The 21599-nt window shown below is 47.5% G+C and carries 22 protein-coding genes and 2 tRNA genes; 18 read left to right on the plus strand and 6 right to left on the minus strand.

What is annotated here, in order from left to right:
* Window positions 1-12: 12 nt before the first annotated feature.
* Window positions 13-432: a GNAT family N-acetyltransferase gene (locus ACZ5DR_RS07045; protein ID WP_377366713.1), complete on the plus strand. Its 420-nt coding sequence runs from the start codon at window positions 13-15 to the stop codon at window positions 430-432.
* A 23-nt stretch (window positions 433-455) separates the two neighbouring features.
* Here the strand turns inward: ACZ5DR_RS07045 and ACZ5DR_RS07050 are convergent, their stop codons facing one another.
* From ACZ5DR_RS07050 to ACZ5DR_RS07060, 3 genes are all read right to left on the minus strand, one after another.
* Window positions 456-2495, minus strand: a complete 2040-nt coding sequence (locus tag ACZ5DR_RS07050) for a putative bifunctional diguanylate cyclase/phosphodiesterase (RefSeq protein ID WP_377366711.1) — start codon at window positions 2493-2495, stop codon at window positions 456-458.
* Between the two features lie 30 nt (window positions 2496-2525).
* Window positions 2526-3281, minus strand: a complete 756-nt coding sequence (locus ACZ5DR_RS07055) for a substrate-binding periplasmic protein (RefSeq protein WP_377366709.1) — start codon at window positions 3279-3281, stop codon at window positions 2526-2528.
* Between the two features lie 179 nt (window positions 3282-3460).
* Entirely contained in the window at window positions 3461-4108 is a 648-nt protein-coding gene (locus ACZ5DR_RS07060; protein WP_377366707.1) for a DsbA family oxidoreductase, read from the minus strand.
* A gap of 116 nt (window positions 4109-4224) precedes the next feature.
* Between ACZ5DR_RS07060 and ACZ5DR_RS07065 the strand changes: the two genes are divergently transcribed.
* Window positions 4225-4983 (plus strand): TSUP family transporter, encoded by a 759-nt coding sequence (locus ACZ5DR_RS07065; protein WP_377366705.1) that lies wholly within the window; start codon window positions 4225-4227, stop codon window positions 4981-4983.
* Between the two features lie 52 nt (window positions 4984-5035).
* On the opposite strand, the gene ACZ5DR_RS07070 is transcribed toward ACZ5DR_RS07065, so the two are convergent.
* Complete coding sequence (locus ACZ5DR_RS07070; protein WP_377366703.1) at window positions 5036-5875, minus strand: 2OG-Fe(II) oxygenase family protein; 840 nt, start codon at window positions 5873-5875, stop codon at window positions 5036-5038.
* A gap of 461 nt (window positions 5876-6336) precedes the next feature.
* Between ACZ5DR_RS07070 and ACZ5DR_RS07075 the strand changes: the two genes are divergently transcribed.
* From ACZ5DR_RS07075 to ACZ5DR_RS07125, 11 genes are all read left to right on the plus strand, one after another.
* Complete coding sequence (locus ACZ5DR_RS07075) at window positions 6337-6903, plus strand: YqgE/AlgH family protein (RefSeq protein ID WP_377366702.1); 567 nt, start codon at window positions 6337-6339, stop codon at window positions 6901-6903.
* Between the two features lie 2 nt (window positions 6904-6905).
* Window positions 6906-7370, plus strand: a complete 465-nt coding sequence (ruvX, locus tag ACZ5DR_RS07080; RefSeq protein WP_377366700.1) for a Holliday junction resolvase RuvX — start codon at window positions 6906-6908, stop codon at window positions 7368-7370.
* Window positions 7371-7398: 28 nt separating this feature from the next.
* The gene (pyrR, locus tag ACZ5DR_RS07085) at window positions 7399-7896 is read left to right on the plus strand and encodes a bifunctional pyr operon transcriptional regulator/uracil phosphoribosyltransferase PyrR (protein ID WP_377366698.1); all 498 of its coding nucleotides are present in this window, start codon (window positions 7399-7401) and stop codon (window positions 7894-7896) included.
* A gap of 191 nt (window positions 7897-8087) precedes the next feature.
* Window positions 8088-9086, plus strand: a complete 999-nt coding sequence (locus ACZ5DR_RS07090) for an aspartate carbamoyltransferase catalytic subunit (protein WP_377366696.1) — start codon at window positions 8088-8090, stop codon at window positions 9084-9086.
* 1 nt (window position 9087) lies between these two features.
* Window positions 9088-10365 carry a dihydroorotase gene (locus ACZ5DR_RS07095; RefSeq protein ID WP_377366694.1) on the plus strand — a complete coding sequence of 426 codons (1278 nt, stop codon included), beginning with the start codon at window positions 9088-9090 and terminating at the stop codon, window positions 10363-10365.
* Between the two features lie 121 nt (window positions 10366-10486).
* Window positions 10487-11593 carry a diguanylate cyclase domain-containing protein gene (locus ACZ5DR_RS07100; protein WP_377366692.1) on the plus strand — a complete coding sequence of 369 codons (1107 nt, stop codon included), beginning with the start codon at window positions 10487-10489 and terminating at the stop codon, window positions 11591-11593.
* Window positions 11594-11608: 15 nt separating this feature from the next.
* The gene (locus tag ACZ5DR_RS07105) at window positions 11609-12298 is read left to right on the plus strand and encodes a YggS family pyridoxal phosphate-dependent enzyme (RefSeq protein ID WP_377366690.1); all 690 of its coding nucleotides are present in this window, start codon (window positions 11609-11611) and stop codon (window positions 12296-12298) included.
* A gap of 39 nt (window positions 12299-12337) precedes the next feature.
* Window positions 12338-13156, plus strand: a complete 819-nt coding sequence (gene proC, locus ACZ5DR_RS07110; RefSeq protein ID WP_377366688.1) for a pyrroline-5-carboxylate reductase — start codon at window positions 12338-12340, stop codon at window positions 13154-13156.
* Between the two features lie 2 nt (window positions 13157-13158).
* Complete coding sequence (locus ACZ5DR_RS07115; RefSeq protein ID WP_377366686.1) at window positions 13159-13698, plus strand: YggT family protein; 540 nt, start codon at window positions 13159-13161, stop codon at window positions 13696-13698.
* Window positions 13699-13829: 131 nt separating this feature from the next.
* Window positions 13830-14333, plus strand: coding sequence for a pantetheine-phosphate adenylyltransferase (coaD, locus tag ACZ5DR_RS07120; RefSeq protein WP_377366684.1), 504 nt, complete (start codon window positions 13830-13832; stop codon window positions 14331-14333).
* A gap of 45 nt (window positions 14334-14378) precedes the next feature.
* The gene (locus ACZ5DR_RS07125; RefSeq protein WP_377366682.1) at window positions 14379-14630 is read left to right on the plus strand and encodes a YfhL family 4Fe-4S dicluster ferredoxin; all 252 of its coding nucleotides are present in this window, start codon (window positions 14379-14381) and stop codon (window positions 14628-14630) included.
* Between the two features lie 58 nt (window positions 14631-14688).
* On the opposite strand, the gene ACZ5DR_RS07130 is transcribed toward ACZ5DR_RS07125, so the two are convergent.
* The gene (locus ACZ5DR_RS07130; protein WP_377366680.1) at window positions 14689-15789 is read right to left on the minus strand and encodes an ion channel; all 1101 of its coding nucleotides are present in this window, start codon (window positions 15787-15789) and stop codon (window positions 14689-14691) included.
* A 12-nt stretch (window positions 15790-15801) separates the two neighbouring features.
* Window positions 15802-16278 (minus strand): tRNA (uridine(34)/cytosine(34)/5-carboxymethylaminomethyluridine(34)-2'-O)-methyltransferase TrmL, encoded by a 477-nt coding sequence (gene trmL / locus ACZ5DR_RS07135; RefSeq protein ID WP_377366678.1) that lies wholly within the window; start codon window positions 16276-16278, stop codon window positions 15802-15804.
* Window positions 16279-16397: 119 nt separating this feature from the next.
* On the opposite strand from trmL, the gene ACZ5DR_RS07140 reads away from it, so the two are divergent.
* The 5 genes from ACZ5DR_RS07140 to ACZ5DR_RS07160 all read left to right on the plus strand — a co-directional run bounded on the left by ACZ5DR_RS07140 (window position 16398) and on the right by ACZ5DR_RS07160 (window position 21497).
* Window positions 16398-16473: transfer RNA gene (locus tag ACZ5DR_RS07140), tRNA-Phe, on the plus strand.
* Between the two features lie 75 nt (window positions 16474-16548).
* A tRNA-Phe gene (locus ACZ5DR_RS07145) sits at window positions 16549-16624 on the plus strand.
* Window positions 16625-16780: 156 nt separating this feature from the next.
* Window positions 16781-19930, plus strand: coding sequence for an ATP-binding protein (locus ACZ5DR_RS07150; RefSeq protein WP_377366676.1), 3150 nt, complete (start codon window positions 16781-16783; stop codon window positions 19928-19930).
* A gap of 3 nt (window positions 19931-19933) precedes the next feature.
* On the plus strand, window positions 19934-20281 hold the full coding sequence (locus ACZ5DR_RS07155) for an Hpt domain-containing protein (RefSeq protein ID WP_377366675.1): 348 nt from the start codon (window positions 19934-19936) through the stop codon (window positions 20279-20281).
* 37 nt (window positions 20282-20318) lie between these two features.
* Window positions 20319-21497 carry a GAK system CofD-like protein gene (locus tag ACZ5DR_RS07160; RefSeq protein ID WP_377366673.1) on the plus strand — a complete coding sequence of 393 codons (1179 nt, stop codon included), beginning with the start codon at window positions 20319-20321 and terminating at the stop codon, window positions 21495-21497.
* Window positions 21498-21599 lie beyond the last annotated feature (102 nt).

Consider the following 21599-nt stretch of genomic DNA (forward strand, 5'->3'; position numbering starts at 1 on the left):
ATGAGGTGACCCATGATTCGATATGAAATAGTCAGTGTTTCTGCCGATGAAGTTTTGCCGGTTCGTCATCAGGTACTTTGGCCCGATCAGCCGATGTCCTTCTGTCAGGTTGAGGGGGATGACTACGCTAAGCACTTTGGTGTGAAGGTGGATGGACGCTTGGTCTGTGTTGTTTCTCTATACATTCATGACGGGGAGGCACGCCTACGGAAGTTTGCTACCTTGTCAGAATTTCAAGGGCGAGGAATTGGTAGTCAGATGCTTGAAGCATTGATAGAAAGAGTGCGCTCTGCAGACATTCATTATCTTTGGTTAGATGCTCGAGAGAGTGCTATGAGCTTCTATGGTCGATTTGGTTTTGTTGCAGAAGGGGAGCGTTTCTTTAAAGGGGATATTCCTTACTTTCGTATGTCGCAACATTTTAATGCTTAGTCATAGGATAGATGCGAAACGGATCAGCTAGAGCTGGGTGGCTCAATGTGACCATCTTGGCCGATCAATAGCTGATAAAACTGCTCATGGAATTGAGGCTTAGAAAAATAGAAGCCTTGATAGAGCTGACAATCCCGCTCCGCTAAAAGTTGCTCTTGGGCATGAGTTTCGACCCCTTCCGCGATAACGGCCAAGCCAAGTTTGTTGGCAGTAGTCATAATCACGTCAACGATGGCTGCATCACTTTCGCTATGCTCCATTTGCTGGATAAATGAGCGGTCAATTTTAAGTATGTCTAGGGGGAGCTGGGTCAAGTAGCGCAGGGAGGAATACCCAGTGCCGAAATCATCAATAGCAAATGAAATACCGTGTTCTTGCAGGGTATTCATTGTTTTGGAGGCATTGATGAAGTTGTGAATGAGCAGACTTTCAGTAATCTCAAATTCGATCTGCACTGCTCCAGGGTGGCGTTTCTTTAGTATCTGAAGCATACGTTCGACAAAGTCTGCTTGCATGAAGTGAGCAGGACTTATATTAATGGACAATCGTTTAAAGCTGCTGGGTAAACCTTGTTTTTGCCAAGTATTTAAAAGCTCTATCGTAGCAGTAAGTACCCACTCCTCAAGCGCATTGATCTGACCTGATTCCTCTGCAACAGAAATAAATTCCATGGGCGGAACTAGGCCTTTTTGTGGATGTTGCCAGCGCAGTAATACCTCTGCCCCAGTGATCTTGTGTTGGGAGTTTACTTGCGGTTGTAGCCAAATTTGCAGCTGATTGAGTGCCACCGCACGGTGCAGTCCGGCTTCAATCTCCCATCTTGCTTTGGCTTCTTTTTGCATACTTTCGTCATAAAACTGGTAGCCATTGCGCCCAGCATCTTTGACACGGTACAAGGCCGTATCGGCACGGCGCAGCACGTTGCTACTGTTATCCGCATGTTGAGGGAAGATGGTTAATCCAATGCTGGTGGAGCAATGGATAGTGTTGCGTCCAATCCGTGCTGGGGCACCTATGGTCTCTATGATGTTCTGTGCGAGTGCGATGGCGTTAGAAACCGCTTCCTCTTGACTGTCTAAACTGGGCAGTAGCAGGACAAATTCATCCCCGCCAAATCTTGCACACTGAGCTTGAGGTCCGACTAACGTCCCGAGACGTTTGGCGATTTCTATTAACAGACGGTCGCCAATGTGATGGCCCAGCGAATCATTGATCGTTTTGAAACGGTCAAGGTCAAGGTACATGACCACTCCCGTTTTCTGGGCCTGTTTGACTTCTTCAATGGCTCTGTCTAGCTGTTCCGTTAGCATGCGACGGTTAGCTAACTTGGTTAAGGGGTCGTAATAGGCTAAGGACTGTACTTGTTTAGCTGCGTCGTCTTTTTTGTGCCAGATATCTTGTACGTTGAAAACAAGGTCGCCAAGTTCGTCATGACGTACATAAGGCGGTGTGAGGTCTGCATCGGGGTGATCCAGTTGGGCAACCCATTGGGACGTCCTCTGAATGGGCTTAGAGAAAAAGTGGTAAAACACGATAAAGAGCACGCCACTGAGTAAGATGGTGGCAATGAACCCTGAAATACTAAGGGTAAGAGCACGATTGGCGAGCCCTTGAGCGACCCTATTAGTATCTAGGGTGACCACTAATAAGGCTTGGGTTGCGCTATTGTTTTCAATGTTGAGAGGCTGTTGGTATTTCTTAGGGATATCTAAGAGTCGAAAACTCATAGCATTTACCCAAGTCGTGGCGGGTGGTGTGGCGCTATCAAACCCTACTGCCATTAGATCACCAAAATCATCATAGATGGTCGCCGAATGAAATAAGGGGTCATCAGCCATTAATTTGGCCAGGCTTTTGGCTAAATCAGTGTCTAGGTTATACACGGCGCGCTGGATATTCGGTTGGTATAGGGTGATCGATTGTTGGATGCTAGCGATTTGCTGGCTGCGAACCGCTGTCATATCCACATAAAATTGCGCGATCGCTGAGAGACCGCCGATGATGAACGCTGAGAAAAGAATGATGCGCGCTTGTTGATATGCAATTCGATGTCTGAGCTTCAAGCTTTGGCCTCCCTACCTTGCAATCTACTGCTATAAATATTTTGCGCGTATGGCTTGGTAGGTTCCGTCTTGCTTAATTTGCCGCAAACCAGCATTAAAGCGATCCATTATTGCCCGTGAGTCTGGGTATGTCTTACTCATGCACAAGTAAAGCGGTGTGACTGGCTCTGTACGTATCGGCGTGATTTTGATGTCACGGTGAATGCCAAGCTTTCTTGCATAATAGAGTGATGGGTACTCAGCGGCATAAAGTATGTCTATGTTGCGATAGCGCATAGCCATCATAGCGCCTTCGTAAGTGGATGTCGTCTCATGGGGAATGTTTTCTGCGGTAAGTTGTTGCTCCATGCCCCAGCCTTCGATGGAAACCACGCTAAAGTTTTGTAAGTCATCAAGGGTTTGAATGGCGCTAGTATCGACTTCAGATCGGCTTACCGCTACTCGGTTGGTGGATGTCACCTCGTCACTAAACAACATGTATTCAAGGCGCTCAGGACGTCGCGAGCAGGACACTGTGCCGAGAATTGTGCCTCGTTCCATGGATTTGATAATGCGCTTCCATGGCGTTGAAGAGAAATGAACATCCAGATCTGCTGCAGCAAAAGCCGCCTGTACAATGTCGATATCCATACCAGTGATGCCGTCTTGAGTATCAGGCACGATAATGTAAGGGGGGAAATCGACAACATGCAGTTGCACTGTTTTTATATCAGCGAAGGTAGCGCCGCTGCCCAGCAGTAAAAGGGGCAGAGTTAAGAGCAGTTGGGCGGCACGTCTCAATAACACTAAGTGGTCTCCTTGGAAAAATGTTGAAATTAGCAAAAAATGTTCATTCGCATGCTAAATATACCATGAAATAAGGAGTATAGGGGGTGTTTTGAGTGTTTTATGTGCAGCTTTACAAAGACGTGATTGCCCATAATCTGAACCTTACTTGGATCAGTGTATGGGCAAAAGGGCGGGGCTTATTCCGGTTGATTGAGCACTTCTTCGAGGGCCTGTAAAAACACTTCCGGTGGTTGGCCACCCGAGATGGCATATTGGTTATTGATGATGACCGTTGGTACAGAGGTAATGCCACTGCGTTGCCAAAGTTGCTCTAATTGACGTACTTCTTCGGCAAACTCGTCGCTGGCGAGAATCCCCTTAGTGACCTCTTGGTCAAGGCCAATATCTCCGGCGATGTCGATCAGCACCTGATGATCCGAGACATTTCGGTTGTCGGTGAAATGGGCTTTGAATAGGGCTTTTTTGAGGGCTTCTTGGCAGCCTTCAATTTCTGCCCAATGCAGTAGACGATGGGCATCAAAAGAATTCCACATGCGTGAGTCTTCCTGAAAGTTGAAGTCAAAGTCCACGGCCTTGCCCCGGGCTTGAATCATCTCCCGGTTCTGTTTGGATTGGGCTGGGGTGACACCATATTTCTCAGCAAGGTGCTCTCCAAGATTTTGCCCTTCCTGAGGCATGTTGGGATTGAGCTCGAAGGGTCTAAAGGTGAGGTCAACTTTGACGTCGTTTAGAGAAGTGAGTGCTTTGTTAAGGTTGCCTAATCCGACCACACACCATGGACACATGACGTCGGACACAAATTGAATATCAATAGACTTTTGCATGGTTTTGCCTCAAATGGTTGATTAGCCTGTGATGGGATTAGGTTAAGATATTTCAAGTTTAGGATAGGCCGTAAGCGCCGTTATTCTTTTATATGCACATTTTCCTAAGGCGCAGTATGGAACTCATTTGGCTGGGATTGATCGTCATTGTGGCTCTAGGGGCCTATATTCAGACGGTCACGGGGTTTGGTTTTGGTTTGATTGTAATGGGGATTGGCGGTGCTCTTGAGCTGTTGTCGATCGCTGAATTAGCCTTTATCGCAAGTTTGTTAAGCTTGTTAAATGGCTTATCAGGCTTGTATGGAGGCGTCTGGCGACAAGCTCATTTTAAAGCCATGGGGGTGTTTCTGGTAACCGCACTGCCCATGGTCTGGTTTGGATTGTATTTACTTGATCATCTAGGAGCTAATGCGATCAATCTTCTTCAGGGGTTATTGGGCATTACCATGATTCTGGTGTGTCTCAGCAGTCTATTACGTCCGGAACCCAGAAACGAAGCTTCCCCCAAATGGCATTTTGCCTTGTGTGGCGGGTTTGCGGGGGTATTGAGTGGTTTATTTTCTACCGCGGGACCGCCAATTTCATATTTGATGTATCGCCAGCCTGTGCCTTTGGTTGTGATCCGTGCAACCTTGCTGTCCATTTTTATTGCTTTGGCAGGGTTTCGCACCACGACCATGGTTGTAAGTGGATCGGTCACCTCGTCCATGTTAATCGCAACCGTGATAGGGGCTCCGGTGGTATTGGGGGTCACAGTGCTGTCACGGAAGTACCTGATTAACTTGATCCAACCCGTGTTGGTGAAAAGAATGGCCATGGCCATGTTAATACTGTCCGGTATGGGGTTGTTGATTCGGGCGTTCACGTCTGCATAAAAAATGGGAGCTTATCGCTCCCATTTTTTATGCTCAGTTGAATGATTAAACCTTAAATCACACCCAGTTCAATGAGGCGCTCACGCAGATAGGAGCCAGCCGTATGGCGTTCCGACAGCACCACATCTGGACGTGGGTGCAGGAACAGGGGTAAGGAAATGCGTGATTTAGTCTTGTCGGTACCATCTGGGTTAATCACTCGGTGGGAAGTGGATGGGAAATAGCCCCCAGAGGCTTCTTGCAGCATATCGCCAATGTTAACAATCAAGTTACCGAAATCGCAGGGTACGTCCAGCCAGGTGCCATCTTTTGATTTCACCTGCAGTCCAGGTTCATTGGCTGCCGGTAAGATAGTGATTAAATTAATATCTTCATGAGCACCCGCACGGATAGCGCCAAGTTCCTCGTCGCCTTTAAGTGGTGGGTAATGGAGTACTCGCAGCAGGGTTTGATCACTGTTTTCAATCATACCGGAGAGCGGTTGAGAGTAATGCTGGGCAATATCTGCTGGAGTATGTGTTTCAATCCAACCCAGTAGCTGTTCCGCCAGTGTATTGGCTTCACTGTAGTATTGCGCCAGTTTGGCTTTGTGCTGCTCTGGACATTGTCCCCAAGGGTAGTAGTGAAAATACTCTTTAATGTCTTTCTTTGAGTGGCCTTTGGCAGTTTCAGACACATCCGCTGGGAAGAACCCGTCTTGGGTGCCCACGTTATAGCGGTAATCAAATTTGGTATCGCTATCGAAGAAGGTTTGCCATTCGGCGTAAATGTCAGACACCAGTTGCTGACGAATCGGGTGGTTTTTAAGAACCCCGAAGCCAGTTTCTCTTAAGGATTTAACGAAGTCTTGGGCGGCTGTTGGGCTTTGAAAATCAACGGCTTCTAAAATCATGATCAATATTCCTGTAGCAAATCTTAAAACGACTATGGCTCAAGCCTAGTCTGGTAATTAAAAAAGTTGAATGGCTACAGTCCTAAGAAGACCAACCGCTGTGAAAAAAATAACGCAGGTCTACCGCTTCGCCAGGGTGCAGCTGGCGCCAAGCTTCCGTATGGGAAGTAGTATGTTGGCTAAGGGCGGTAATCAAAATAATGTCCTAAAACGCGAATAGATAAATAGGTTTTCATTTTAACGAAAATTGACCGATTGGTACAAGATGTGCAATGTTTTGATAAATTCTTACAAAATGAACAGGAATTCAGAAAATTTGTTATTCGAGCTAGGCAAATCAGGCACTTAGCCTATACTGGCAGATAAGCTCCTCGATTTAAGGTTTATTTTTTTAGTTTAGTACAAATCGAGGAATTCGGGCGCGAGCTCCTGCGTCGATCTCAAATAGAGGGCGTTACGTTATGACTACATCATTTCAATCGTTGAAACATCACTTCTTGATCTCTATGCCACATTTGAACGATCCAAACTTCGAGCACACAGTTGTCTATCTTTGCGAACATACGGAAACTGGGGCGATGGGCGTCATCATTAATCGTCCTTCGAGTATTGATTTTGCTGAATTGGCTGACCACCTCGGGATGCCTGTGGAGGCTCCTAAACTGACCTCAGAGCCTATTTATGTGGGCGGGCCAGTAGAGTCTGAGCGGGGGTTTATTTTGCACTCTCATGATAAATACTGGGGCAACACCCTGAAAGTTACCGATGAGGTCTGCTTATCGGCCTCTTTGGAAACCCTAGAACACATTGCTGCGGGGGATGGTCCAGAGCAGTTTTTAATTACGCTAGGTTGCGCGGGTTGGGACGAAGGGCAGCTAGAAAAAGAAATTGCCAATAACGATTGGCTGGTATGCGAGGCGGATTTAGACGTATTATTTAATACTCCTAGTGACATGCAGTTTACCGCAGCAACAAAAGTCCTAGGGCTGGATATGAGTCTTTTATCGCCGGACATAGGACACGCTTAAATATGACCGATGCGTCATCAAATGAAATGAACGAGAACCCCAATACGGCCATCACCGTATTGGGGTTTGATTTTGGTACGACCCGAATTGGCGTCGCCGTAGGGCAAGGCGTCACCCGCCAAGGTCGACCGTTGAACCCTATCAAAGCGAATGAGGGGATTCCTAATTGGGATGTGATCGCCAAAATAGTAGAAGAATGGCAACCTGACGCCTTTGTGGTGGGGTTACCACTGAACATGGATGGCACGGAAAATGAGATGTGTCAGCGTGCACGCAAATTTGCCAAACGCCTCCATGGACGCTACAACCGCCCATACCATATGATGGATGAGCGGCTATCGTCCTATGAAGCCAAAGGACAAGTGATCGCCCAAGGTGGCCACCGTAATTTCAAAGAGAATTCCGTCGATGGTTTGGCCGCTCAAATGATTTTAGAGTCGTGGTTTGCTGAGCAATTCACGTCTTAAGCAATTGACTAGAAGGTAACAGTCGAACATGAAGTTGGATCTAGACAAAGCGCTGTCCGCCATGAAACAGCAAATAGCTGATTACTGTCAGCAAAAGAACATTGAAGACCCGATTGTGGTTGGAATCCATTCTGGAGGAGTTTGGGTGGCAAATGAGTTGATTGATGCTGTGCCAACCTCCGAGCCGTTAGCGACCTTAGACATTACCTTTTATCGAGATGACTTTACCCGCGCGGGATTGAATCCCAAAGTCGGCCAGACCCTCTTGCCCGCTTTGGAAGACCGTCATGTGATTCTGGTGGATGATGTGCTCATGTCTGGGCGCACGATTCGTGCCGCGATGAATGAGATCTTCGACTTTGGCCGTCCCGCCAGTATTACTCTGGCCATCTTGTTTGACTTGAATAATCGCGAGTTGCCAATTCGTGCTGACATCATTGGTGAGGCCTTAACCCTTAACGCCAATCAACGTATTAAACTATCAGGGCCTGCGCCCTTGGCGGTTTCTTTGGTGGAAACCGACTAAATTAGTTGTTTTGCTTTATTTTTGTGACAGCACATACGACAATTAGTACTTGGATACAGTGGTTCGCTGATACATAACAGTTGGCGATGTTGAATGCCAAGCTGGCCTGTCAGTGCCACCGATGCCCGGACGTGGATACCCTCTGCGCCGGGCATTTTCCTATCATACATAGTGATTGAGGAAAGCAAACTATGATGCGATCTGACCCCAGGGCGTTACAGCTAAACGAACAAGGTCAACTAAAGCATTTCCTGACGTTGGATGGCTTAAGTAAAGATATTCTGACAGAGATACTCGATAGAGCCGAGTCGTTCCTATCCATGGGCGAGCAGTCAGTTAAAAAAGTCCCTTTGTTACGGGGCAAGACTGTTGTAAATCTCTTCTTTGAAAACTCCACCCGAACCCGAACTACCTTTGAATTGGCCGCTAAGCGATTGTCTGCCGATGTGATTAACCTCAATATCGCTACGTCGGCGACCTCTAAAGGCGAGTCCTTACTGGATACCCTGCAAAACCTTGAAGCCATGCAAAGTGATATGTTTGTTGTGCGTCACCAAGACAGCGGGGCACCACATTTTATCGCTGAGCATTGCTCTCCAAATGTGGCCATTATTAATGCCGGTGACGGTCGTCACTCTCACCCAACTCAAGCCATGTTAGATATGTTGACCATTCGTCGACACAAGGGGCATTTTGAGGGGTTAAAAGTCGCTATTGTGGGAGATGTTTTGCATTCACGAGTCGCGCGCTCAGAGCTGCATGCATTGAAAACCCTTGGCGTTGAAGAAGTACGATTGGTGGGCCCTAAAACCCTAGTGCCAGAGTACTTTAAGGAACTTGGGGCGACCATTTGTCATGACTTAAAGGCCGGTCTTGATGATGTGGATGTGGTGGTCATGCTGCGTTTACAAAAAGAGCGTATGGCTGGTGCTCTATTGCCCAGTGAGAGCGAGTTTTATCGCTTATATGGTCTGACAGAAGAAACCCTATCTTGGGCCAAACCTGATGCGATTGTGATGCATCCTGGGCCGATTAACCGTGGGGTCGAAATTTCCTCTGAAGTGGCAGACGGTGAGCGTTCTGTCATTCTAAACCAGGTGACTAATGGCATTGCCGTGCGTATGGCCGTGATGTCCATGGCCATGAGTGGTCAAGTGCAAGAACAACAGGCACAAGAAGGTGAGGGCTAACATGAAACTTCGTATTAGTAATGGTCGTGTCATCGACCCAAGCCAAAACCTCGATGCCGTGGTTGATCTGTTTGTAGAGGATCATCGTATTGTAGCCATTGGGGAAGCGCCCCTTGGTTTTGATGATGCGGAAGTCATCGATGCCACTGGCCAGTGGGTATTACCTGGCTTAGTTGACGCGGCAGTCGCCTTGCGTGAGCCAGGTTACACCCAGAAAGGTTCCATTGCCTCAGAAGGTCGTGCAGCGGTGTCGGGTGGTGTTACCACATTGATTTGCCCACCCAATACCAAACCAATAGTAGATACACCAGCAGTCGCGGCCTTGATTCAAGACAAGGCGGATGATGCGGGGATGGCTAATGTGTTCCCAATCGGTGCCATTACTCAAGGTCTGGAAGGTGAGCAGTTAAGTAACATGGTGGCATTAACGGATGCTGGTTGTGTGGCTTTATCAAACCACCGTAATAGTTACGCCAGTAACCGGGTGCTGTCCCGTGCCCTAGAATATGCTGCAACCCATGACTTGTTGGTTGTCTTCCATCCTGATGACAAGAGCATGTCCGATGGGGGCTGTGCCCACGAAGGTGTGATGTCCACCATGCACGGCTTGGCGGGGATCCCAGAAACAGCGGAAACCATCGCCTTGATGCGTGATTTGCTGTTGGTGGAGAAGACCGGTGTACGTGCCCACTTTGCCCGTCTTTCTTGTGCTAAGTCCGTTGAGATGATTGCCGACGCTAAGGCATCAGGGTTAGATGTCACTTGTGACGTGGCACTGCATAATCTTTTGCTGACAGATGAAGTATTGAAAGAGTTTGATGGACTGTTTCACGTGTTGCCGCCTTTGCGTTCCGAGAACGACCGTCTGACGCTTATTGAAGGCATCAAGACAGGGGCGATCAATGCCATCTGTTCGGATCATCAACCCCATGAAAAAATGGCGAAGGTAGCCCCTTTTGCCGCGACAGAACCCGGTATGGCAAACGTGGAAATCCTGTTGCCATTGGCGTTGCGTTTAATGGATGAGGGCGACCTCGAGCTAGGTCAACTACTGACTGCGCTGACGACTGGCCCTGCCGCCTGCTTTGGTCTAGAGGCCGGGTCTTTGGCTGTGGGTAGTTTTGCGGACTTTATCCTGTTCGACAGTACTGCAACTTGGACCTGGGATCAGTCGAATCGGAAATCGAAGGGGCGCAATTCAGGCTTTGATGGGGAATCCCTCACTGGTCGTGTTTTGCAGACCTTTATTTCTGGTCAGCGTGTGTATGCCTTGAGTTAGCCTAGGCTCTTTACCGCATCTATTTGTGGTAAAGTGAGTAATATGTACATATTGACGCCTCACTGAGGCGTCTCTTAGTTGTAGAGAATTGTCTAACCTTTATCGATCGGTGTCGTATTAAATGGACAGTAGCAATCAACCTGTGTCAGGAATGGAATCCTCTATGAATGTGGTCAATGAACCGCTCAAGCAGAGAGATTTTCTCCTGCAAATGCGTAAAGCGGACAAACGACTACTTCAGAGTCTTGCCACCAGTGCCAAACCTCTTATTTTTTTGGAGTTATTGGTGCAGCAGGTACGGGATCTGTTGCCCAACATGGTGCGCCCTTGTTTAATCTGGTGTGATAAAGATCTTACCAACTGGCGTATTCTCAATCATGTGGATTGGCAAGGGGGCGTGTCCGATGTGGTTGGGCGAGTGTCCAGTGTTCCAACTCCACTTATAACCTTTGTTGCTAGCCCTTCGCGAAAGTTCGGCTACGAAAAAAGCGTATCCACCCGCTCTGACTGGGTGGGTTGGCATTCGATCATTCAGGAATGCTTTTTAGAAGATTGTCATTTAGTCAGTGTGCCAGACCAAGACGGTAATTGGCTGACCATGGCTTTGTTTTCTAATTACATTTCAGATGTCGCTGAAAAGCCTTTTTATCATTGGGCCATCGAGCAAGTACTGGAAAGTGCCCATGATTGGATCGAAGCCTCTTTGTTGCGCAAAATCACAGATAAAACGCTTCAAGAGATGACCGATGAAGGGACTGGCCTACTACAGCCCCACGCTTTCGATAACGCTATTGAAATGATGATTCGTGATGCGAGACGCTACTTTCAGCGTTTGGTGTTTGTCACTGTATTTGTCAAACGTGAGATTGATGGTGACGAATTGAAGCACCTCTCTGACACCTTAACCAGCACCTTACGGGATAACGATTTGTTGGCGCGATCGGGTAAGAGTGAGTTTGTCATGGCCATGCGTATTGGGCATTTAGACGACGCGCAGATCATCGCAGAAAAGCTTGAAGATGCGTTGCTTAAGGCAGACCCAGAGCATATCGGCGCTTTGAACGACGGTGTGTCGATCGGTGTGTCATTCTACCCTGAGCAAGCTAATTATAACCGCTTGTATCTGGCTTCCCGTGCCGCGGCAGAAGCCGTATCGGAGAAAACTGGCTACCGCTTAGAGTATTACGGCAAATTCGTTAAGAGCTTAGATGAAGCTTATGGTTTTTGAGGTTGAGGTGCAGACGTGTCGATAGCCGATAATCTATCCCAAGTTAAACGAGAAATCGCTGATAATTGCCACCGTTTTGATCGCCCTGAAAGCGCGGTGACTTTACTCGCGGTGAGCAAGACCAAACCACTTGCGGATCTTGAGACAGCATACCAAGCTGGCCAACGTCTATTTGGTGAGAACTATGTGCAAGAGGCCGTGGAAAAGCATCAACAACTGGCGCATTTGCCTCATATAGAATGGCACTTTATTGGTCCTATTCAGTCCAATAAGTCTCGTCAGATCGCAGAAACAATGGATTGGGTGCATACCATTGATCGAGACAAGATAGCCCGTCGTTTGAGTGAGCAACGTCCCGCAGAGATGGCGCCACTCAATGTACTGGTGCAGGTCAATATCAGTGGAGAGAGCTCGAAATCAGGGGTTTTGTTGGAACAATTGGACGATATGGTTGAATTGGTCCAGAGTTTACCCAATTTACGTTTGCGTGGTCTTATGGCAATCCCTGCACCGCAAGCGGATGAAGCCTCTCAGATAGCTGTGTATGAGCCCTTGCAGCAAGCATTTTTAGCCTTACAAACAGACCATCCGGAGATCGATACTTTATCCATTGGTATGTCTGGGGATTTAGCGGCGGCTATTGCTTCAGGCAGCACCATGGTACGAGTGGGCACGGCAATATTTGGTGCCAGAAATTACCCTTAACAAGCGACAACGTATTTAGCATAACGAAATAGGTGAACAATGAGTTTAAAAATAGCTTTTGTGGGTGTTGGGAATATGGCATCTGCGATCATTGGTGGTTTAAGGGCTAGCGGTTATGCGGGCGAATCCATCATTGGTACGTCACGCAACCCCGACAAGCATAAAAGCCTAGAGGCACAATATGGCATAGTCATGACCGCTGATAACGAGTGGGCAGTGGAGCAGGCGGATGTGGTGTTTCTTTGTGTGAAGCCTCATATGATGCGTGATGTCATCGACAGCATTGCCCATGTGGTGCGTGATGAGCAGCTGTTTATTTCAGTGGCTGCTGGACTAGAACTTGCCGCTTTGTCGGCCTGGCTGAAAAAGCCTGTGGCAATTGTACGTTCCATGCCTAATACGCCATCGTTAGTTGGAGTGGGGATGTCAGGGCTAATCGCCAATGAACAGACCACTGGAGAACAGAAACAATGGGTCTCCGATGCGTTTGACAGTTTTGGTGGCCATGCTTGGGTGGAACAAGAAGAGCACATGCATACGGTGACAGCCTTATCTGGCAGTGCACCAGCCTACTTTTTTCGAGTATTAGAAGTGATGATCGAGGCGGGGCAAGCCCAAGGCCTAGATGCTGCGACCAGTCGTAAATTAGCGACTCAAGCAATGAAAGGTGCGGCAGCTATGGTGACGGAGCTTGACGAAGACATTGCTCAGTTACGTCGTAATATCACCTCTCCCAATGGCACCACTCAGGCGGCCCTAGAGACGTTGGAAGAACAAGGCGTGGAATCCTTAATCACTGCGGCGGTTAACGCCTGTGCAAACCGCTCTAAAGAGCTGGGCAAACAATATAAGGTTTAGAAATGAACGATCCTTTGATTTTAGTGGTAAAAACACTGGGTAATGTATACCTATTTATTGTCTTGCTACGTTTAGTATTACAGCTAAGTCGTGCAGATTTTTATAATCCAATTAGTCAGGCCGTTGTGAAAGCAACATCTCCTCTAGTGCGCCCGTTGCGTAAGGTGATTCCTTCTATTGGCCGTGTGGATACGGCCTCTGTGGTGCTGGCTTTAGCGGTGCAATTTGTCACCTTGTTAGCGGTCGTGACCATTGCAGGGGCGCAACTGGCACCCGCAGGTTATGCCATCTATACCTTGGGAGGTGTGGTTTATCACTTCCTTGATTTGTACTTCTGGGCTATGTTGATATCTGTGATCCTAAGTTGGGTTGCGCCGGGTGCGAGCCATCCAGGTGCCATGTTGGTAGCCCAAGTTTGTGAGCCCTTGTACCGTACATGTCACCGTGTCATTCCCTCACTAGGTGGGTTGGATCTATCGCCAATTTTCATCTTCTTAGGAATCTCGGTATTGCAACAGTTTATTAAGCCATTTGTCATCTAGATGGTGGTGAATATTGCGGATGTGCGGTGCTTATTTGAGAAGAACTGAATATTCTTATATGATGCCCAGCCGAATGATAGGCCTAGAATCATCTGGTTCTTCAAATTAATACTAAAAATTGGACTAGAGCTATGAGTACAATCGCAGTTTACCCTGGCACCTTTGACCCGATCACCAATGGTCATGCGGATCTTGTGGAGCGTGCAGCGAAACTGTTTCCAAAGGTGATCGTTGCTGTGGCAGCCAGCCCAAAGAAGCGACCTGCGTTGGCTCACGATGTACGTATCCAGTTGGCGAAGGAGATCTTAGGGCACTTGGAGAATGTTGAGGTTGTCGGTTTTGATAACTTATTGACAGAGTTTACCCGTTCCGTGAATGGGCAAGTGGTCGTCCGTGGCCTGAGAGCGGTATCAGATTTCGAATACGAGTTTCAGCTTGCGAACATGAACCGCGTGATTGCGCCAGATGTTGAAAGTCTATTTTTAACACCATCCGAGAAGCATTCTTATATTTCTTCGACGCTGGTGCGTGAGATAGCCTCTTTAGGAGGGGACTTTGGAATGTTTGTCCATCCTAAGGTGAAAGATGTGCTAACAGAACACTATAAAGCCGCGGCAGCAGCAAAGCGTTCTTGATTTAATAAATGCCTGTTTGGCATTAGATTTTTTAGGAGAGCAACCATGTCTCTAATCATTACTGATGAGTGCATTAACTGCGATGTGTGTGAGCCTGAGTGTCCAAATGAGGCCATCAGCCAAGGCGAAGAGATCTATGTGATCGACCCGAGCAAATGCACAGAGTGTATTGGTCATTACGATGAACCACAGTGTCAGCAAGTATGTCCGGTAGACTGTATTCCTTTGGATCCAAACCATAAGGAATCTGAAGAGCAGCTGATGGAAAAATACTTGGTGCTAACCGGTCAGCTATAATCCTGATCCGTTCCCAAATGAAAAGCCAGAATCTTAATTCTGGCTTTTTTTATGGCTGCTAGCTAAATAGCTTTTGGATTTCTAGAGGAGTTGGGGTGGTTTGTTCTTCACCGATGAGCACGATTAAGGCTTGTATATTGACTCGTTCAAAAGAACTTGGGTGTGTCACTATCTTACCTTGAGTGTCCTCATAGCCAATGGCCGTGCCAATGTCTTTTTGGATCAGGGTTGTGACCACGTCTGCCCAGCGAATGCTGCTCAAAGAGACATTGATGCGTACCGTGTGATCCCCTTGGTAGCGGAACAGGTCTTCAAGCACCTGCTCTGTGCCGGGGGCGATCAAAGAGCGAACGAGCATTTCAGGGTAGACCCGTACCGGACGAATGACCGCTCGAGCGCCTGCCTGTCGAAAACGGTCTCGGTTTGCATCATCAATGGCCTCTGCCAATATGAAGGCGCTTGATCCGATTTCTTTAATACGGTGCAGCACGTCGAAAACCAAGCTATCACTGTGGGGGTCAAGATTGTCAGGGGATAGCACAACCACGTATTTGGCCTTATCTATGGCTGCAGAGTTGAGCATGCCTGGGGTTGTAGCGTCGCCAGTGTGATGGACTACTCCTTGTGACCTAAGGGTTTCAGGTAAGCCTTCTGGAAACTTGGGGGTGAGTATTTGGATTGGAACATCTTCCAACTCCGGTGTATTGCACACCTGCTGTACCAATAAATTTAGGTAGCGCTCAGTGTTAGTGGTTGGGGTATTGATGATTAGTAAATGGTCCTGCATATCACTCCACTCCATGCGCCCTTTAATTTTCATTTCTTTGTGTTGCAGACGGATTTCCACGTAGTCACTGGCAATCTGGGCGAGCAGGGTAATCCCCAAGCCATAGATCAGAACAATCGTGGCAAACTGGCCCCAGAAGGTAGCCGCAGACAAATCACCGTAGCCAGTGGTGCTGGCAGAAGTCATTGTAAGCCAAAAGGCTTGCCACCAATCCAAGTCTTCAAAATAGACCATGGCAATGCTGTGAGCGCCTACCACGGCCGCCAGCATCATGAAGCGACGATGTAGATCGCTCATGGCCCTTAGGTGAACTTGTTTGCGGAACTTCTGTCTAGAGCGTGCTCTTCGATTAAGAATGTGTCCTAGTACCATATGGGCGTCCTATTAGGTGTCCGCTGGCATAGCGTAGCCTAATTGACGCCATGATTCATAAACCATTACGGCAACCGTATTGGACAGGTTCAAACTGCGAGATCCTGGCTGCATTGGCAAACGTAATCGCTGTGCAGGGGGAAGGGCTTCGATAAACTCCGCCGGTAAACCGCGGGTTTCCGGACCAAACACTAAGACATCATTGGCCTTAAACTCGGATTCGCTGTGAGTGTGACTGCCTTTTGTGGTCAGAGCATAGACAGTGCCAAGTTGGCCTTCGTTTTGTTTCAAGAAGTGTTCCCAATCTTGATAACGATTTATGTGAGCAAACTCATGGTAATCCAATCCCGCTCGACGAAGCTTCTTATCTTCTAGCTCAAATCCAAGGGGCTCAATGAGGTGTAATGTATATCCGGTGTTGGCACACAGTCGAATGACGTTGCCTGTATTGGGTGGAATCTCGGGTTGATATAAAACGATGTGTAGCATGTCACTCACTCCTTATCTTGGCACCATCATACCAGAGCTGCCCGATTTACTAACTTATTGTTAAAAAAATTAAAAAACTGTTGACGAGCTTAGTCGGTCGTTTATAATACGCCGCACTTGCCCAGATAGCTCAGTCGGTAGAGCAGAGGATTGAAAATCCTCGTGTCGGTGGTTCGATTCCGCCTCTGGGCACCATTATTTAAAAAGCCAGCTTTTAGCTGGCTTTTTAGTGTCCCGCAGTGACCTAAACCTGCATCATTTTTTTGATATGCCCAGATAGCTCAGTCGGTAGAGCAGAGGATTGAAAATCCTCGTGTCGGTGGTTCGATTCCGCCTCTGGGCACCACTTCTAGAAATATTTTTTCCTTGCCTTATCTTTAGCCCTTACGCACTTAGTTACAGCGATTGTGCATGTTATTTGCTATATTCCGATCTATTATAAAAATCTTGCCGTAGCTCTCAGACGGCTTAGTTTAGAGATAGAAAGGTATCGCTCTCTTCTATGACGCATCTAATTAAAGTTTTGTCTTTCACGGCTATCAGTTATTTCTTAGCGGGATGGCTTGGTTTGTTGTTTGCGGTGCCGCCTGGTTATGCCACGGTGATCTGGCCTGCATCCGGTGTGGCCATAGCCGCTTGTTTGCTATTTGGTTATCGCGCTGCCTTTGGTGTGTTCTTTGGCTCCATGGCTGTCAATGTGTCCGTTGGGTTTTCAAATACGGGTGACATTGCTTTTCTGATTCCTGCATTGATTGCGGCAGGAAGTACCCTACAAACCTTCTTCAGTTATGGGCTTATTAGACGCTTCATCGGTGGGCGTCTTGAGTTTTTTAATGTGCGCCACGTGCTTTTGTTCATTTTACTAGGCGGTCCGATTGGCTGTTTGGTGAGTGCGAGTGTGGGCACTAGTGTTTTGTATTTCTTTGAGATTTTACCTAGTTCTCAGGTACCGCTTAATTGGCTCAGCTGGTGGTTAGGGGATTCCGTTGGCGTCATTGTGACGGTGCCCTGGTTAGCAGTGGTCTTCCGTAAACGGTTTGAAGTGTATTTTGATCGTCCTGGGCGAGTCTTGGTTTCCCTCTTTATTGTTGCTTTGACCACGGTTTTGATCTCTGTCTCTACGGCGTATTTTGAGTTAAATAAGCAACAGCAGGTGTTTCAAAGTAATGCTGAGCTGAATGCCAATGCCCTAAGCGAACGTATTAAAAACTCAGTGGACATTTTGTACGGGCTGGCTGGGTACGTCCGTGGTAGTAATGTGATTACCGTGGATGAGTTTTCTGATTATGCTAGCAACATCATGGCCCGAGACCGGGCTTTAAAAGCCTTGTCGATTAACAGTGTGATTTCTCGCTCTGAATTGCCGGGTTTTGAGCGGTATATGAGTGATATTTATGGGGAGCCGTTCAGGGTTGTTCAGCGCAATAGTGACGGTAAGCTGGCTCCGGTCGATGAACGAGATCGCTATGTGTCAGTGGGGCTGATTTATCCGCTAGAGCCGAACAAGCTAGCCCTTGGCTTTGACGTATATTCTGAGCGCTTGCGCCGCAACGCTATCAATGAGGCGATTCGTCTCAACGCCGCCCATCCGACTCCCGCTATTACTTTGGTACAGGATGCGAAAGCAGTGCTGATGTTTTTGCCTGTGTACCAAGGGCAAAAGCTTGTGGCCATGGCCACCGGATTGTTTGAAGTAGCAGATTTGACCAGCCGCATTTTGGGCCCCGATGAATTGGGCAATACACAAGTATATTTGGTGGATCGTATTGGTGCTAAGGGGAATAGCCAGCCTTACATTCTGTCTGCCAGTGGTAATGCGGAGTTCGATGGTGAGTCTTTAATGCAAGGGCTAGCTCAAGGGCATTTTCCTTCCGCTCATAGGGCTATGATTCCTGTGGGGGCGCATCGATGGGAATTGGTGCATGTCAGTCGTTATCGTTTTATTACTCAGCCTTGGGGAACGCACTTTGTTTTAGTGGGTGGCCTATTTGTCGCGGGTTTATTGGGGTGGATGTTTTGTCTAGTGTTCAGTCACGCGGCACAAGTGGAGCGACAGGTGGATGCCCGAACCAAGGAGCTTTCCCTTGCTAACGCGGCATTACGTGAGTCTGGGCAGAAGCTGAAACATGCCATTGCCGATGCTCAAGAAGCGAATCAGGCGAAAAGCCGATTTCTCGCCAATATGAGCCATGAAATTCGCACCCCTTTAAATGGTATGTTGGGGAGTTTGTCGTTGCTACAGGGCAAGTCACTCTCTCTTGATCAACAGAAGCTAGTTGAATTAGCCAGTCAAAGCGGCGATGCCTTGCTGGATTTAATCAATGATATTTTGGATCTATCTAAGATCGAAGCGGGTGAGCTTGAGCTAGATTATGCAGATTTTGATCTCCAAGATCTGCTGGAAGATGTGGCGAGTTTGATGCGTATCAAAGCCCTCGAAAAAGGTGTGACACTGGTCGCTCCAGAGACTTTGCTGCCAGCAATGTGGGCCTATGGTGATCGCTTGCGGGTGCGTCAGGTGGTGGTCAACCTGGTTGGAAATGCCATCAAGTTTACTCCGGCAGGAGGGACTGTGCGCCTGGTGGCGGAGGTGTTAAGTCAAACTAATGGAAATACCCAGATTCGCATATCAGTAATCGATACTGGGATTGGTATTTCTGATGAATTACAGTCCCGTCTGTTCCAGCGCTTTAAGCAAGCGGACAGCTCTACCACTCGTCGCTATGGCGGAACTGGACTCGGGTTAGCGATTTCCCGTGAGTTAGTAGAGGCCATGGATGGAGACGTTGGGGTCGCCAGTACTTTAGGGGAAGGTTCAACTTTCTGGTGTGTTTTACCATTTGAAACAAAAGCCATGACCGAGTTGGAGGCGCCTTCAGTCATGCTGGCCCAGAGTTATTACATAGCTTCAAGCCAAACGGATGTGTCTTACCTAAAGGCCTTGATGGACAATTATGCTAAACCATTGACTGTCATTGGTCATGAATCAGAATTGCCCGATGAATTAGCTTCAAAAGATATCATTTTTGTGGACGATGCTTATCTTCTAGGGGGCGCCACTGAGCGGTTACGTCAGTATACCTCTCAAGTTGTTTTGTTGGCCGAGCAGAATACGGACCTGCGTCAGGTGGAGCAATTTTGTGCCACGTCTATTTATAAGCCGATTCATCGTAAGGCCTTAATAGCCTCTATTGAGCAAGCCCTATCAACGCAACAAACCGTCACTCCAATTAACGCAAAGACACAGTCAGAATTTAGGGTAACTGCTAAAATATTATTAGTAGAAGATAATTTGACGAATCAGATTGTTGCTAAGGGCATGTTAGGTGTCTTAGGGGCAAGTGTTGATGTGGCTGCGGACGGTGCTCAAGCTTTAGAGTATGCCGAAAAAGAGCCCTATGATTTGATCTTTATGGATTGCCAAATGCCAGTTATGGATGGCTATGAGGCGACCAGAAGAATTCGTCAGTTGTCTGGAGGCAGTGCTACGTCTTGCCGAGTACCTATCGTCGCCTTAAGTGCTAATGCGATGAAAGGGGACGACAAACTATGTTTTGATGCTGGAATGGATGATCACATTCCCAAACCAGTGACCAAACAACATTTGCAAGACGCACTGAGTCGATGGATCCCTGATAATATTTTAGGATGATTTATGAGTGTGTTAGAGCATTTTGACTACAAAGATTACAACAGTCGAATGGGCGAAAATGCGGAATTGATGGCCTTGGTAGCGAGTGAATATTTGCGAGAAAGCGAAGAAATCATGGACCGACTTGAGTTGGCCGTGGCGGGTATGGATTTTGAAAAGGTTCGATCGATTGCCCATCGATTAAAGGGGGCTTCTTCGGAGGTCTCCGCGCAATCATTGTCTGACCTGTGTAAACGTCTAGAAGACGCGGCAAAGGCTAATGATGATGGGCAAGTTTTAGCCTTGATGAGAGTGTTAAAAGCAGCCTATAAAACGCTACTACTAGAGATCAAGGAAACATTAGCGTTATAGTAAGTCATTCTTCTATGGCTTCTTGTTAAGGCTTCCAATGCCCAGTGTATCGAGAAAGTTAATTGTTCCTGATATGGTTCGGGTTCACCGTTACCAAAGCTCACCTGAATTAGGGCCCGCACTGCTTTTTTTCAGCGGTGGGTCGGCCCTAAATAAAATCTCCCGTTGTTTAAAACGTTATACCCATCACTCTATTCATATGGTGACTCCATTTGACTCTGGAGGCAGCTCCGCAAAGTTACGTTTGGCGTTTAATATGCCTGCGGTGGGGGATTTGCGAAGCCGTATAATGGCCCTGGCTGATGAAACAGTGTTAGGTCAGCCAGATGTTTACCAGTTGTTTAGTTACCGATTGAGTCACGAAGTATCCTCAGCAAGCCTACTTCAAGAGCTTGAGAGCTTGGTTGATGGGGAACACCCTCTGATGGCAAATATTGTTGCTCCGATGAAGGTGCTGATCCAGACTCAGTTGTCCCGACTACAAAAGAAGCTTCCAGATGGTTTTGATCTAAGAGGAGCAAGCGTAGGTAACTTGATTATTGCTGGTGGTTATTTGAATAATCAAGAACTACTCGATCCCATCGTATTTTTGTTTTCTCGATTAGTGGAAACCCTAGGACAAGTAACAACCATTATTGATGAGGGGTATCACCTTGGGGTCACGCTTGCCAATGGAAAGCAGGTGATCGGTCAGCATCTGATTACTGGCAAAGAAGTTGAACCACTTGATTCACCGATACGTAATATCTGGCTAAATGATGGTGTAAGCACTTACACTCCGGTCTCGCCAACACTCCCTAAAGATCGAGCAGATCAGATTGCGGAAGCTGCGTTGATTTGCTATCCGCCGGGGAGCTTTTTTACCAGCATAGTGGCTAATTTATTGGTGGAAGGGGTGTCTGGGGCGATTGTTAAAAACCTCAATCCGAAAATATACCTGCCAAATTTGGGAGATGACCCAGAGCAGCAAGGCTGGGGGGTAATGGATCGGGTGCGCTATTTGATTTCCATGTTACTGGGGGATGAGCCTGAGTCTAACGCCCAGAGTAGAGTGTTAGACTGGTTGTTACTCGATGATACCTATGATTATGGCGACCTCGATGAGGGATTGCTGGAGAGCTGGGGAGTGCAGGTGGTCAAAACGCCATTGGTAACAAGTAAGCCTGATAGGTACGATGAGCAATTGGTGGTTCATGCCTTGCTATCGTTCGTGTAACTGAGTGTAGGTTCACTTTTTTGCTACAAATGATTGATTAAAAAAGATACTATCATCATATATTTATACATTTAACGCCCATTAGTAGGTACCCCAAAGCGT

The sequence above is a fragment of the Marinomonas vaga genome (assembly GCF_055388305.1).

Coding starts and splice junctions, on each gene's coding strand:
- ACZ5DR_RS07090 (WP_377366696.1), top strand. CDS start 8,088: ATGATGCGATCTGACCCCAGGGCGTTACAGCTAAACGAACAAGGTCAA.
- trmL (WP_377366678.1), bottom strand. CDS start 16,278: ATGCTACACATCGTTTTATATCAACCCGAGATTCCACCCAATACAGGC.
- ACZ5DR_RS07065 (WP_377366705.1), top strand. CDS start 4,225: ATGGAACTCATTTGGCTGGGATTGATCGTCATTGTGGCTCTAGGGGCC.
- pyrR (WP_377366698.1), top strand. CDS start 7,399: ATGAAGTTGGATCTAGACAAAGCGCTGTCCGCCATGAAACAGCAAATA.
- ACZ5DR_RS07115 (WP_377366686.1), top strand. CDS start 13,159: ATGAACGATCCTTTGATTTTAGTGGTAAAAACACTGGGTAATGTATAC.
- ACZ5DR_RS07155 (WP_377366675.1), top strand. CDS start 19,934: ATGAGTGTGTTAGAGCATTTTGACTACAAAGATTACAACAGTCGAATG.
- ruvX (WP_377366700.1), top strand. CDS start 6,906: ATGACCGATGCGTCATCAAATGAAATGAACGAGAACCCCAATACGGCC.
- ACZ5DR_RS07130 (WP_377366680.1), bottom strand. CDS start 15,789: ATGGTACTAGGACACATTCTTAATCGAAGAGCACGCTCTAGACAGAAG.
- coaD (WP_377366684.1), top strand. CDS start 13,830: ATGAGTACAATCGCAGTTTACCCTGGCACCTTTGACCCGATCACCAAT.
- ACZ5DR_RS07060 (WP_377366707.1), bottom strand. CDS start 4,108: ATGCAAAAGTCTATTGATATTCAATTTGTGTCCGACGTCATGTGTCCA.
- ACZ5DR_RS07045 (WP_377366713.1), top strand. CDS start 13: ATGATTCGATATGAAATAGTCAGTGTTTCTGCCGATGAAGTTTTGCCG.
- ACZ5DR_RS07150 (WP_377366676.1), top strand. CDS start 16,781: ATGACGCATCTAATTAAAGTTTTGTCTTTCACGGCTATCAGTTATTTC.
- ACZ5DR_RS07160 (WP_377366673.1), top strand. CDS start 20,319: ATGCCCAGTGTATCGAGAAAGTTAATTGTTCCTGATATGGTTCGGGTT.
- ACZ5DR_RS07125 (WP_377366682.1), top strand. CDS start 14,379: ATGTCTCTAATCATTACTGATGAGTGCATTAACTGCGATGTGTGTGAG.
- ACZ5DR_RS07075 (WP_377366702.1), top strand. CDS start 6,337: ATGACTACATCATTTCAATCGTTGAAACATCACTTCTTGATCTCTATG.
- ACZ5DR_RS07100 (WP_377366692.1), top strand. CDS start 10,487: ATGGACAGTAGCAATCAACCTGTGTCAGGAATGGAATCCTCTATGAAT.
- ACZ5DR_RS07070 (WP_377366703.1), bottom strand. CDS start 5,875: ATGATTTTAGAAGCCGTTGATTTTCAAAGCCCAACAGCCGCCCAAGAC.
- proC (WP_377366688.1), top strand. CDS start 12,338: ATGAGTTTAAAAATAGCTTTTGTGGGTGTTGGGAATATGGCATCTGCG.
- ACZ5DR_RS07095 (WP_377366694.1), top strand. CDS start 9,088: ATGAAACTTCGTATTAGTAATGGTCGTGTCATCGACCCAAGCCAAAAC.